The organism is Candidatus Phycorickettsia trachydisci (genome assembly GCF_003015145.1).
GTDB classification, from domain to species: Bacteria; Pseudomonadota; Alphaproteobacteria; order Rickettsiales; family Rickettsiaceae; genus Phycorickettsia; species Phycorickettsia trachydisci.
In genome coordinates this window covers 848121-860803 of sequence record NZ_CP027845.1, presented here as the reverse complement: position 1 = coordinate 860803, position 12683 = coordinate 848121, and the positions used below count along the sequence as shown (strand labels likewise).

Annotated in this window: 13 protein-coding genes and 1 tRNA gene; 4 read left to right on the top strand and 10 right to left on the bottom strand. The window is 34.1% G+C overall.

The window, feature by feature from the left end:
* Positions 1-66: 66 nt before the first annotated feature.
* Positions 67-142, top strand: a tRNA-Thr gene (locus phytr_RS03695).
* A 3-nt stretch (positions 143-145) separates the two neighbouring features.
* Here phytr_RS03695 and phytr_RS03690 read toward each other — a convergent pair.
* Genes phytr_RS03690 through phytr_RS03675 form a run of 4 tightly spaced genes read right to left on the bottom strand, consistent with a single transcriptional unit; the run spans position 146 to position 3373 of the window.
* Complete coding sequence (locus phytr_RS03690) at positions 146-661, bottom strand: demethoxyubiquinone hydroxylase family protein (protein WP_106874539.1); 516 nt, start codon at positions 659-661, stop codon at positions 146-148.
* Positions 640-1182, bottom strand: a complete 543-nt coding sequence (locus tag phytr_RS03685; protein WP_106874538.1) for a disulfide bond formation protein B — start codon at positions 1180-1182, stop codon at positions 640-642. Before phytr_RS03685 ends, phytr_RS03690 begins: the two co-directional genes overlap by 22 nt.
* A 59-nt stretch (positions 1183-1241) precedes the next feature.
* Entirely contained in the window at positions 1242-2504 is a 1263-nt protein-coding gene (locus phytr_RS03680) for an MFS transporter (RefSeq protein WP_106874537.1), read from the bottom strand.
* A gap of 2 nt (positions 2505-2506) precedes the next feature.
* Positions 2507-3373: a DMT family transporter gene (locus phytr_RS03675; protein ID WP_106874536.1), complete on the bottom strand. Its 867-nt coding sequence runs from the start codon at positions 3371-3373 to the stop codon at positions 2507-2509.
* Between the two features lie 247 nt (positions 3374-3620).
* Here phytr_RS03675 and phytr_RS03670 point away from each other — a divergent pair, with 247 nt between their 5' ends.
* Genes phytr_RS03670 through radC form a run of 3 tightly spaced genes read left to right on the top strand, consistent with a single transcriptional unit; the run spans position 3621 to position 6428 of the window.
* The gene (locus phytr_RS03670) at positions 3621-4925 is read left to right on the top strand and encodes a hypothetical protein (RefSeq protein WP_106874535.1); all 1305 of its coding nucleotides are present in this window, start codon (positions 3621-3623) and stop codon (positions 4923-4925) included.
* Between the two features lie 49 nt (positions 4926-4974).
* Complete coding sequence (gene map / locus phytr_RS03665; RefSeq protein ID WP_267895089.1) at positions 4975-5754, top strand: type I methionyl aminopeptidase; 780 nt, start codon at positions 4975-4977, stop codon at positions 5752-5754.
* A complete protein-coding gene (radC, locus tag phytr_RS03660) occupies positions 5751-6428 on the top strand; it encodes a RadC family protein (RefSeq protein WP_234352475.1) in 678 nt (225 codons plus the stop codon). Before map ends, radC begins: the two co-directional genes overlap by 4 nt.
* A gap of 27 nt (positions 6429-6455) precedes the next feature.
* Here radC and phytr_RS03655 read toward each other — a convergent pair whose 3' ends face one another.
* The 6 genes from phytr_RS03655 to der form a co-directional block, all read right to left on the bottom strand.
* Positions 6456-7691 carry a hypothetical protein gene (locus phytr_RS03655; RefSeq protein WP_106874533.1) on the bottom strand — a complete coding sequence of 412 codons (1236 nt, stop codon included), beginning with the start codon at positions 7689-7691 and terminating at the stop codon, positions 6456-6458.
* A 2-nt stretch (positions 7692-7693) separates the two neighbouring features.
* On the bottom strand, positions 7694-8248 hold the full coding sequence (locus phytr_RS03650) for a hypothetical protein (RefSeq protein WP_158706852.1): 555 nt from the start codon (positions 8246-8248) through the stop codon (positions 7694-7696).
* A gap of 175 nt (positions 8249-8423) precedes the next feature.
* Positions 8424-9512, bottom strand: coding sequence for an ankyrin repeat domain-containing protein (locus phytr_RS03645; protein ID WP_106874531.1), 1089 nt, complete (start codon positions 9510-9512; stop codon positions 8424-8426).
* Between the two features lie 106 nt (positions 9513-9618).
* Positions 9619-10380, bottom strand: a complete 762-nt coding sequence (locus tag phytr_RS03640) for an ankyrin repeat domain-containing protein (RefSeq protein ID WP_106874530.1) — start codon at positions 10378-10380, stop codon at positions 9619-9621.
* 102 nt (positions 10381-10482) lie between these two features.
* On the bottom strand, positions 10483-11346 hold the full coding sequence (gene miaA / locus phytr_RS03635; protein WP_106874529.1) for a tRNA (adenosine(37)-N6)-dimethylallyltransferase MiaA: 864 nt from the start codon (positions 11344-11346) through the stop codon (positions 10483-10485).
* Positions 11339-12682, bottom strand: coding sequence for a ribosome biogenesis GTPase Der (gene der, locus phytr_RS03630; RefSeq protein ID WP_106874528.1), 1344 nt, complete (start codon positions 12680-12682; stop codon positions 11339-11341). Before der ends, miaA begins: the two co-directional genes overlap by 8 nt.
* Position 12683: the final 1 nt, after the last annotated feature.

The window sequence follows — 12683 nt, the reverse complement described above, 5'->3', positions numbered from 1 at the left end:
CTTCTGAAATAAAAGAACAATCTACTTGCGCTTATTAGTGTTTTGGTTTAATATACTGATTTTAGGGCCGCTATAGCTCAGTGGTTAGAGCGCATCATTGGTAATGCTGAGGTCGAAGGTTCGATTCCTTCTAGCGGCACCACTTCTATATCTTTTTACTTAAGAAAATAGCAGTTCTGCAACCCTTTTCAATTATTTTAGATAAAAAGTAGTCGGTCCAGCTTAAAGAGTGCAGTTTGGTACTTGCAAGATCCTTATGTTCAACTTCCTCTTGCATAAATTTTTTGATTTTATCAGCAAGTTCGAGTTCCTTAAAACGCTCTAGCATATCTATTTGATTTTGATAATGTTCCTCAATAACTTCTTCAACAACCTGGGTTACCATCATCATATACTTCTCTTGATTACTAAAGCTTCCCAAAAGTTTTGATAAGATGTTCCATAGAGGTAATAGTGCAGTAGGTCTGATATTGCGTTTCTTTATTTCTTCATTGAAAAATTCTAAATGTTTTTCTTCTTGATGTAGCATGTGCAAGAGAGTTTGTTTTAACTCATCAGTTTTTGCTCGTCTAATTTGGTTTTGATAAATTAGTTTCGCAGCATATTCTCCCGCATGATTTACTCTAATTGCTTCTTCAATTAATTTGTTTTTGAAGTCCATATGCGTCTTTTTAAAATTATTGTGGTAACGACAACTAAAAAGCTGTTTAAAATAAAGTTTAATTGAGCCATTGACATGCCTAAAATGAAAAGTTCTGGTTTGGAACAATCCGGCATTTGCGTCTCCCCTTTTTCAAGTTTAGACTTGATTTCTTCTAAGGATAAGAAAGCAAAACTTGTATCGCTTTTGCAGGTTTCAAGAGGTGCGACCCAACCGAATTCTATGGCGCTGTGATAAGCTGCTAAGCCAACACTAAATCCGCAAATTCCTATAATTAACACTAAAAAGAAATTTCTCCATCTACTAATTACTAAAGCAAGTATTGATATAAATGCTATTAAAAAGTATGGCACTCTTGCATATAAGCATAAGGGGCATGGCTTAAATCCGAGATGCTCTGCTAGGTATGCCATCGAAAGTGCTGTGACAGAGAGTAAAAGTTGGCCAATAAAAAACAGACGTGCATTATTTGCTTCGGCAAGTTTGAAGGCCCAAGAAATAAGATTTAATATAATTTTCATGATGCTGCGATTTTGTATCTATAAAAATTATTATAGTGATTTGTGTTTTGACTACCAAGTTATTCTTTTATCATTACGCGACGGAAATAAAAAAGTGCTATTAGACTTAAAATTAGAGCAACGGTAATATATGCTGCTCCTACATCAAGTGATGCAGCTTTTTGCATAATATAAGGTGTTGTTCCACCAAAAGCTGTAGTTGCAAGATTATATGATATTGAAAGACCAGTGTTACGGATGTGTGAAGGATATATTTGACACTGCAAAGCTTGTTCGACGGAGATATAAAATGCAGCCAAAGTGGATAAGGTTAAGTGTGCTAAGATGATATGGCTGAAGTGGCCTGAAGTAAACAGGTGCATCATTGGGAATATTAAAATGCATAGCAAAATCAATATAACCCTAAACATGTTTACCTTGTTACAAATATCTGATAAATATCCACCAAGTAGTGCTGCAAGTCCCATCACAAGGTATGTGCAGTTAACTAAAATATTTACAAATCCGTCATCAAAGTCTCGTTGTATGTGTAAGTAGGTAGGTATGTATACTACCTGAAAGTAAAACACTATGGAGCCTGCAGCGTTTAAGAAAATAGATATTAAAACATTAGATTTATAGTTTGTTAGAACATAAAGTAAAGGATGTTCTTGTATTAAATCACATCTCTGATTTTGCTCAAATTCAGGAGTTTCATCTAAATACCTTATAATGTAAAAGGCAACTGGCACCATTAATATAGCAAGTAAAAACGGAACCCTCCATCCCCATGAATGAAAGCATTCACAGCTAACGACGCCCTCAACGCCGCCGCTGACAACAGATCCTAGGAATATTCCTATACAAATTCCAGCCATACTAAGACTTCCTGCAAAGCCTCGATGTTTGTTTTCAACGTGTTCTATGGTAAATGACAGTGCTGAAGTCAAGGCTCCTCCTATTGCGATTCCCTGCATAAGGCGAGCAATGAATATAATTGTCGCCGAAAGGTTGCCTAATTTACTATATCCCGGGAGAATTCCTATAATAAAAGTGGGTGAAGACATCAGTATTATGGATGCGCTTAAAGCGACTTTGCGTCCTAATTTATCGCCTATAATACCAAATACAATACCTCCAAGCGGTCTTACAACATAACCTGCTGCAAACAATAAAAAAACCCTCAAAAGTGACTCTTGAGCATTGTGAGCCGGAAAAAAAGCTTCCCCAATTTGAGGAGCTGCAATACCAAGCAAGGAGTAGCCGTACCAAACTAATATGTTAACAATAGATGTAACAGTGACTGCTGTTAGGTTAGTTTTGTTGTCTAATAACTCTCTCATTGCTATAAATTCTTGTTCTTAGTGTCTGCATAAAGTATAAAGCACGCAGATAAAATGATAATAATGCCTCCGTACCATGTGCTTTGGGGGGGTATTTGATTGAATACAAAATAACTACCCGCAAATGATATCAGTATTTCTAGATATCTGTATGGTCCTACAGAGGTTGCGTCGATTAAAGAAAAAGCTTTGAGTAAAAAAAACAACATTAAATTTGCGCTAACAGCTCCTAAAAAGAATAATAGAGCTAAATCTTGCCATGCTGGCATTTTCCAATATGATATTGCAGGAGGGATAGAGAGGATAGCCGTGATAGCGCAAGAATAGAATATCATAGAGGTTAAAGACTCTTCTTGTACAAATTTTTTGTTAATAATATCAAGGGCAGCAAAGCTGGCTGCTGCAAGAACGGTTACTAAAATTTGCGCATGAAATTCTTTTAAGTAAGGGTGTAAAGTGATGGCAACTCCAATAAAACCAAATAGCGTAGCACAAAGCCTTTGCCACGAAATCTTTTCATTTAAAAAAATTGCTGCTAAGCTCAAGTTAAATATCGGTATAGAAAAACCGATTACTGTTGCTGTAGTGACATTTATCATTGAAAGGCCATAGATCCAAGCTGTCATGGCTCCAAAGAGCAAAATACCCCTAATTATATGAATGAAAAAGTTAGAAGTTTTTAAAGCTGACTTGCCTTGATAAATCACGAAAGGTAAAATTCCGACAGCACTAAAAATAAACCTGAAGAATGATATTTCAAAGCTATTTAAACTTGAGCTTAAGAACTTACTTATAATATCGTTTGTTGCTCCGCAGATAATATGCAGCAAAAACCAAGCTACGCCTAGTATATATGTTTTTAAAGTCATGGTTTAATTGTTGTTATAGCCTATAAATTCTAACTGATAACTCTCTTGGAATCAATGAGAATTGTATAAGGCTCTCTCAACAATGCATAATGTCTGGTTCCGAGATGAGAATGTAAATTATTGTATAGGAAAAATTTAGTCCACCTTAAAAGCTTATAGTTAATCACTGTGAAAAGGTGATTGTTAATGGTATATTGCTTTTTGTTACAAATTTATTTATTCTTCATCCATAAAGTACAATAACGTTATGAGTTCATCTAAATTTTTTACTCAAGCTACCACTAATGTATCAATTTTCATGCTATCAGCTTATGAAAATAAAATACATGTTAAGAACGCAAAGTATTTTGATGTCAATACATTTACGGTAAGCGTTCCTTATCGATCTAAATTTTTAACAGATGTATATAGATATTTTGAATATGTGGATATCTTTGATTATTCGGATTCTTATAGGCACGGTTTGGTGAAAGCTGATATGCACTTAACCTTATCAAAAATGTATTTAGTACACATTTTGAGAACATGGGGGAAAGAATTAGGTCTGTTAGGAGATTTTATAGGATCAGCTCAGAAATATGAGGAGGTTTACTGCTTAACCCGAGATTATAATTATAGAGCCATTGCTTTAAATGCTTTGGGAAATTATAAATATTTTCATGCAGATTATCAGAAGGCTATAACGAGTTATAAGCAAGCTCTTTCATTCTCTAATATTGATAACAATAATAAAGTATTAGTAGCTAACATAATAAACTCTCTCAAAAAATGGGGTCAAGATTTATTTTACCAGGACAAATATCATGAAGCAGCTACTAAGTTTCTTAAAGCATATCAACTGACCTATGGTGACGAGATAAGCGATTTAGAATCAGCTGTGCAAAGGCTCTTTCAAGATGAGAAATATAATGATGCGATTGGATTAAATAATATAGCGTTTTGTTTAGCAAAGCAGGGTGAAGAAAAATTAAACATTATACAAAAAACAGCTGATATTTTGGGATCTTGGGGGGATCGATTGTTTGCAAAACATTTTTTTAAAGAATCGGGACATAAATACTTAGAGGCTTACGAAATAAGCCATAACTTAGATTATAAAATGCGCTTTTTCATAGCTAAAGCTGAAAGATTAAGTAATAAGAAATTGTATTACGAAGCTTTGGGAGAGTACAATAATGCTTTAGAGTTAGCCGTAGGGGATGTTGATATTTCTACTATTTACTTCGGTAAATCTCTGATTTTGCGCTACTTGAGTGAAAATTTACGAGAGGCTAATAGTTCAGTTTCGTGTGGTAATTCAAAAATATTAGAAAAATTAAAAGAAAAAGAGAAGGATTTTATCAATGCCGTTAAAGCTGGCAATGATCAGGAAAAAACCGAATTAGAATTAACGCAAGCTTTGTACAATGTAGAAATGTTTTTATATTATTTTCCGGATTTGAACGATTATGCTAAAGCTGCAGATGAAACCAGAGATTTGCTTTGTAAAACTTATGATGGAGAACTACTTTTAGGGGAAGTGAGAGAATATAAATTTGAAACTGATAGCTAGTTGGTTTAAACTATGGTCTATAATTAACTGATTACTAAAATTTGAAACAGTGAAGATTAGATCATACGGGCCTGAAGGTTTTAATGGCATGAGGGCAGCTGGAAAGCTTGCTGCTGAGGTTCTAGATTATATTACAGATTATGTAAAAGAGGGTGTAACAACAAATTATCTCAATGACTTATGTCATAAATTTATAGTAGATCATGGTGCTATTCCAGCTCCTTTAAATTACAAAGGATTTCCGAAATCAATTTGTACTTCTTTAAATCATGTTGTCTGTCATGGGATACCTAGCGATCGAGTTCTTATCAATGGAGATATTTTGAATATTGATGTCACGGTCATTTTAGATGGTTGGCATGGCGATACAAGCCGTATGTTTTATGTTGGCAGTCCTTCTGTTAAGGCAAAAAGATTAGTTGAGGCTACTTATGAAGCAATGCTGCTTGGTATTGAACAAGTTAGTCCTGGAGCAAGGTTTGGGGATATTGGTTATGCTATACAGTCATATATAGAAAAACAAAAATTTTCAGTAGTAAGAGATTTTGTAGGTCATGGTATTGGTCGTAGGTTTCATGAAGCACCTAACGTCTTTCATTTTGGTCAAAAAGGTACAGGGCCTATCATGGAAGAAGGAATGTTTTTTACTATAGAGCCCATGATTAATGCGGGTAGTTATGAGACTATAGTAAGTAAGGTGGATGGTTGGACTGCTATGACTAAGGATCGATCATTATCTGCTCAGTTTGAGCATACCGTGGCTGTTACAAGTGCGGGTTATGAAATATTTACATTATCACCTAAAGGCTTGCATGCGCCTGTATTATGAGCATAGATCACGTAGGACATAGACAGAGGGTTAAAAATAAATTTTTAAAGTCTGACCCTGAAAGCTATGAAGATTACGAGTTATTAGAGTTGTTACTGTTTCACGTTGTGCCAAGACGTGATGTAAAACCCCTTGCTAAAAAGTTATTGCGTTCTTTTGGGAGTATCAAGGCTTTAATTGCTTGTGATGTATGTAATTTGCTTGAGGTTGAAGGGGCAAATACGAGCATGTATATAATGTTTGCCTTGATTAAGGAGTTATCTCGTCGAATGATTATTGATAAAGAAGTAAAAAAAGAAAATATTTTAGGTGCTTGGAGTGCAGTTGTAGATTATTTAAAATCTCATATGGGTAATAACTCTATCGAGCAATTTAGAATATTATTTTTGAATAAAAAAAATGTTTTAATTGCTGATGAAGTTCAAACTTGGGGGACTATAGATCAAACTGCAATTTATCCTCGTGAAGTTATTCGTAAAAGCTTATTTTATGGAGCAGGGGCGCTGATCTTGGTGCATAATCATCCTAGTGGAAATCCAAAGCCTTCTAAGGCAGATATTGAGCTTACTAAAATTATCGTGAAGGCATGCGCACCTTTTGATATAAGCGTACATGATCATGTCATTATTGGCGGTAATAAGATATTTAGCTTTAAGTCTAACCTATTGCTTTAGTATTACATCCAATCTCTATTTTGCATGTTATATAGAAGCTTCTGAGACTTCATCCCCACCTAAACCGAGCAATTGGGCGAAATTTTCCAAATTTTCTTCTATATTTTCATTTGCTTTATTTAAGTCCGCTTGACTACCTTTTTGAGCTTCTAGCTCTACTTTTGCTAGACATTCTTTGAGAAGGCTATTACATTTTTCTAAAGTATCTTGTTTTGCTGTTTTGTTATCTTTTATATACTTTGTAATTAGTTCTTGAGTTTCTTGTTCTTTTTCTTGCTGAGTAGCAGCCATTTTAGCTTCCAATTGACTTTTTAAGGCATCTAATGCTGCTCTAATTTCTGCATTTTTTTGAGCTACAAAGTCAGCATTAGTTATATGTATAGAGAGAGATTCTCCACAACCAATCAATTCACCTTGAGCTTGTGCTTTACGTTGTTCAAAAACGGCATGTGCTTCTGCTTGACCTTGTGCTATCATTGCAGCTTTAGCTGCATCAAATTCCGCTTGGCAAGATTGAGAGATATCTTCCATATCTTTCTGAGTTTTTATTTTTAATTCTGCTACTTTTTCCTCTAAAGCTTTATCTGCAGCTTTTGCGTACTTATTAATAAGAGCAAGAAATCTATTGGCAGTATAATCTTTTAAGAGCTTTGCAAAAAATTGTTCTGGACAAGCCTTGAGAGGTTCTAAGAATATCTGACTAAAATTTTCTTCTAATTTTTTGAGCTGATCTTGTTGAGTTTTAAGCTCTTCAATCAAGCCATCTATAGAATAGTCAATATCATAACCAGAAAAATCTTGCAAATATTGAGAACATTTTATCTTGTTTCCATCATCTTTATCTTCTTGCCCCTGTGTGTCAATAAATTGTTTCAGTCTATCCGATCCTACCAAATGCGCAGCAGATATCATACCGGCTTTAGTAAGCTTTATACCTTTAATAACTTGACCTTCGTATTGATGATGGCTTTTAAGGTATCCCCAAACTATTTTGTGATACTCTCTAATTGCTATATTCTGAACTACTCTATTATGAAGAAAATCTTCTTCACAATCCATCCCATGTTTACCCGTCCATTGTTTTGTATCGCGAGATATATAGCCGGTATCGATTAGAGCTGCATCTCCCATTTGATATAGCCCCTTATACCCAAGCTTATTTTTCTTGTTTGGTTGATTACTAGACTCTCTCATTGCAAGGTCTTTATAATAATCGCCACTTGCTTTAAATTTCCAATGCTTATTTCCATCTTCTTTTGTCATAGTTATTTACCTTTTAATTTTAATACTTGTTGTTCACTTAAATTTACTAAAAAATCATAATAACCACCCTTCCATTGCCAGATAGATACATCGCCGTCTCCACCTTCAAATAAAAAGTCATACATTCCTAAAGTGGTATTTCTGGATATGATAATATTCTTATGGACTATTATGCCTGGACTTTTATTTTCTTGAGGGTCCCCCCAATAAATCGGTTGATATACATAATTATCTTTCTTATCTGGGACTTTTTTAAATATGCTAAAATCACATCCTAAACTACCGCACCAACCAGAGCTCTCTAAATAACTTAGGATTTCTAAATTGCCATCGTTATCAATATCATATAGTTCTATGCCTATTTCTTCTTTTTTAGGTATGTAATTTTTTTTAATACTACTTTCGTAATACCTATAAACAATTTCTCGCTCTTTCTGGTGGCCTTTAAAATCAAATTGTACTTGGTATCCTTCCAGATTTATGCGTACCGTCTTATCGGAGATGTTTTTTTCTACATCGGTTGTATGAGGTGGTTTAGCGTTGCATTGGAAAAGCAAAAGACATATGAATATAAACCTTATAACGTTATGGTGCATATCTTGTGATTTAATGATATGATTAGTTTATAAAACTATAATTAAAGCTTATCAAAAGAATTATAAAATGACAATACTATTTATAGTATATTCATAATGTGCGAATTACTTTTTATTATAAGAATTATGTAAAGTTTTATCTATCATGGTTTGATGAGGAAGTGTGATGTAAGGAATGTAATGTATGTTCTATCCTGTTAACCGTTTGTTTTACTTGTGTTTCACCACGTTTTACTCGTTTTTCAACTATAGCTTCAAAGTTTTTTATTGCGGCTCCTAGCTTAACAATTTTAGCAATATCTAAAGGCTTTTGACCTTCTATATTTTTAGATTCGACATGTGCTCCTCTTTCTACTAAAAATTTCACCATTTCTTTATTATTATGAGGGGTAGTGGCAGCATCATGTAAAGGTGTATTGTGCTTATGATCCAGTGCATTTACATCAGCACCTTTATCGCAAAGTATTTGAGCTACTTCAACGTGATTTGTAGGAGCGACATAATGTAAAGGTGTTTTTCCCTCTGTATCTTGTTTACTTACAGAGTTTGGATCTTTGTCAGTTAAAGTCTTTACTTGTTCGATATCTCCTCTTGAGGCAGCAAGATGAATTGCAAGATTTTTTGCTGCATTAGGTTCTTGTATCATGGCTCCTTCTTTTAGTAGAATACCAGCAATTTCTAATCGATCATTACTCAATGCGGCATATAGGGGAGTTTGTCCTTTAATGTTTAACGATTCAATATTAGCGCCTTGATTTAAGAGATCTTTAACTTGCGTTTTGTCGTTTTTTAATATTGCATCATGCAAAAGCTTCCCTAAATTTTCTTTGCGTATAGTTGTTTGGGTTTCTTGTTGAACAATTTCATCAATTGGTTGTTTTGTTAAACTAGATTTTGGTAAAGATATAATGTGTGCTTTAAGAATTTCTAGTACTTCTGAATTAGCGGCAACCTCAAATACGGATTTATTATGTGTGTTTTTAGCTCGAATATTTGCTCCGTGAGATAAAAGAATGCGTAATAAGCTTATATCACCTTTTGCAGATGCTATATGTAAAAGTGTTTCGCCTCCAGAGCTCATGAAATTTGGATCAGCGCCTAGCTGAATAAGTTTTTGTATAAGGTCAAGATCTTTTTTAGCTAAAGCGGTGGCAATATCTCCTAAAAACCATCTCCTAATCCATTTTATTAGCCAAATAATAAAGTTAAGTATTGTTCTGAACATATCAATGCTTTCTTTGCCTATAATTTCTTTAATCCTAATGTTTGTGCCTTAATTGTCTTTTATCATCTTAAAAATTACAATTTCCCAAGGTTGTAACAATACTTTATTATAAATTTGGTCCTTTGAAATCTTGTTGTTTTTCCATTTTTGATTTTTTCCTCTTTATCCTTGATTGTTGAAGAAAATTTTGGGCTATTTCATTTGATTCTTTAACTGCTGCTTTTTTATCGGGAAGTGTTACATCAGTATTAGCTCCGGCTTTTGCTAATGCCTCACAGATTTCAATTTTACCTGTATCTTTTGCCGTAGCAAATGGTGTTAATTTAGATAGATTTTTTGCTTCTATATCAGCTCCTGCATCCACTAACATTCGAATGAGTTCGGGTCTATTATATAGTACTGCGTAATGCAACGGTGTATCTTCAGTCCAAGTTAGACGCTCATTTATATCGCAGCCATTTTGAATTAAAAGCTTAACTTCTTCTGGTGAGCCTAGATTGATCGCATGAAATAAAGCTGAGGTTTTGAAATTTTTAGCCTTTTGTTTCAAAAACAATACTTTTTCTTCATCAGATAAAGTGTCGTCATTGATCAATTTACTGCCTATTCCTTTGTTAGGCAATTGTTGAGTAGGTTCTTGTATTTGAGACTTCTGTTCTTGCAGTAGTTCAGTGGGCTGTTTTAGAGCTGTATCTTTATTGATTACTGTTTCTTGCGCTGTGGTATCACTTATTGGAGTGATTTGTTCATTTTTTGGAGTACTTGGATTTTGCCAATTTGGCCAAAAAGTCTGTTTTATCCATGTAGGTGTCCAATTCCCAAAAAAGGTTTTAACCTTTTGCCACCATAAGCTAGGACTGAAAGCCATAAAATTTACCTAATTACTGTGTATATCTATTCTAAATTAGGTTAAAAATTTAGCCTCATAGAAATGCTTTATGGGACGATAAAATTATAGAATTGTCGTAAATTAGCTAATAATATGATCTGCTTTTAGCTGGTGACGAAACCATGTCATTTGACGTTTTGCAAAATTGCGAGTCTTTTGTTGTGCTACCTTAATTGCATCATCTAAAGATACTTCGTCTTTTAAGTAATTGACTAATTCTTTTAAACCTAAAGCCTTTTTTGCTGATGTGTGCAAATTATCCCAGAGTGGTAAAATTTTTTGAGCTTCATCTAAAGCTCCCTGTTTTATCAAGGATTCAAAACGTTTATTGCAATTTTCGTATAACTTTTTTCGATCTAGAAGGAGCAAATGTGTGGTAATATCGCATCCTTCAAGAGGCCTATATAAATTATCATCTCGATAAAAAGATGTAATGCTTTTGCTAGTTTGAAGGTATACTTCTAGTGCTCTAGATATGCGTTTTGTATCAAGTTGATTGAGGGTTGAAGCGCTAAGTGGATCAATCTCTTTGAGTTCTTTATATAGCTTTATGGGATCAGATATTTTATCTCGAACACTTTTTCGAATTTGCGAATCAATCTCTGGCAGCCTATGAACGCCTTGAATTAAAAATTGTAAATACATACCAGTTCCTCCAACAATAATTGTTGGGATGTGATCTGGTAATGCGGTTAAAACTTCTACAACTTGATTTACATATTTATGAGCGTTGTATTCTTCAAAAATATCTATATGGTTATATAGAAAGTGTTGCGTTATTTTTAAATCTTCTTCTTTAGGACAGCATGTTATGATTTTGAGTTGCTTATATACCTGCAAGGCATCCGCATTTATAATAATTGCCCTAATTTTTTGAGCCATATCAAGTGCGTAAGCAGATTTACCACTTGCGGTAGGTCCGCAGATGATATGAATCTTACGCATCTTTTTTAGTATATGGATTACTAGATTTAGAGAAGAGTATTCGAATAGGTATGCCTTCGAGGTCAAAAATTTCTCGCAAAGATTTGGCTAGATACCTTTTATAACTTTCGGGCAAAGTATAATTACCAAATAACTTGAATGTTGGAGGATTAGTTGCAACTTGAGTCATGTATTTTATCTTTACGGTTTTGCCAGTTTTGGGTACAGGTGGTGCGTAGGTAGCTGTTACTTTTGCGAGCCATATATTTAATTTACTGGTTGAAATTTTAGTAGCAAATTTCTGTTTGCAAGTTATTGCCGTATCAATTAAAGAAAAAATATTTTTCTTATTTTGTGCAGATAAATAGACAACTGGAACATCTTGAATTTGAGATAATTTTCTGGATAAGGTATACGTTACTGCCTCTTTATATGAATTTTTATCTTCAATTAAATCCCATTTGTTAAAAGCAAGTATCAAGCACTTATTTCTATCTAAAACAAGGTTAGCAATTTTTAAATCTTGATCTTCTAATCCTAGCTCTGCATCAAGAACTAAGGCGCAAACATTTGCCTTTTGAATAGCGTTGATAGTTTGTTTGGCTGATAAAAACTCTATATCTTCATCAATGCGGCTTTTACGTCTCAGCCCCGCTGTATCGATTAATGTAATTTTTTGCCCCCTATAATCCCAATCTATATCTACTGCATCTCTTGTAGTTCCAGCAATAGCGCTTGTGAGCATCCTATCTTCTTCTATTAAGCTATTAATATAGGTCGATTTACCTCCATTTGGTCTTCCCACTATTGCAAGGCGTAAAGTATCGTCATCTTCTTGCTCAGATTCTTCTTCAATTTGTATTTGAGGTATTTTGGGTTTTAAAGCTTCATGTAAAATACTCATGCCAACACCATGCTCAGCGGATATGCAGATTGGATCCTTAAAACCTAAGCGATAATAATCGGGAGTAATGTTTATAGCTTTTTCACATTTGTTAATGATTAAAATCACTTCGCTAGAGCAGTTCTTGCGTATAAATTTAGCAATTTCTGCATCAAAATTTGTAACCCCAACCCTGCCATCTACTACGAATAATACTAGTTCTGCTTTTTTAAGCATATTAAGGGATTTTTGTCCTGCTTGATCTTGTAATTTATTTTTGCCAGATGCAAAACTTTCAATCCCAGCAGTATCTATTACGTCAAAACTTAAGTCAAAAAGGTGAGCTTTGGCAATTTTATAATCCCTTGTAACGTTTCTTTCAATATGCGTTATGGATTTATCGCCGCCTTTTGTTAAGCGGTTAAATAAAGTAGATTTTCCAACACTTGTTCTTCCTACTAGCGCAACTAACATG

Coding starts and splice junctions, on each gene's coding strand:
- phytr_RS03690 (WP_106874539.1), bottom strand. CDS start 661: ATGGACTTCAAAAACAAATTAATTGAAGAAGCAATTAGAGTAAATCAT.
- phytr_RS03685 (WP_106874538.1), bottom strand. CDS start 1,182: ATGAAAATTATATTAAATCTTATTTCTTGGGCCTTCAAACTTGCCGAA.
- phytr_RS03680 (WP_106874537.1), bottom strand. CDS start 2,504: ATGAGAGAGTTATTAGACAACAAAACTAACCTAACAGCAGTCACTGTT.
- phytr_RS03675 (WP_106874536.1), bottom strand. CDS start 3,373: ATGACTTTAAAAACATATATACTAGGCGTAGCTTGGTTTTTGCTGCAT.
- phytr_RS03670 (WP_106874535.1), top strand. CDS start 3,621: ATGAGTTCATCTAAATTTTTTACTCAAGCTACCACTAATGTATCAATT.
- radC (WP_234352475.1), top strand. CDS start 5,751: ATGAGCATAGATCACGTAGGACATAGACAGAGGGTTAAAAATAAATTT.
- phytr_RS03655 (WP_106874533.1), bottom strand. CDS start 7,691: ATGACAAAAGAAGATGGAAATAAGCATTGGAAATTTAAAGCAAGTGGC.
- phytr_RS03645 (WP_106874531.1), bottom strand. CDS start 9,512: ATGTTCAGAACAATACTTAACTTTATTATTTGGCTAATAAAATGGATT.
- phytr_RS03640 (WP_106874530.1), bottom strand. CDS start 10,380: ATGGCTTTCAGTCCTAGCTTATGGTGGCAAAAGGTTAAAACCTTTTTT.
- miaA (WP_106874529.1), bottom strand. CDS start 11,346: ATGCGTAAGATTCATATCATCTGCGGACCTACCGCAAGTGGTAAATCT.
- der (WP_106874528.1), bottom strand. CDS start 12,682: ATGTTAGTTGCGCTAGTAGGAAGAACAAGTGTTGGAAAATCTACTTTA.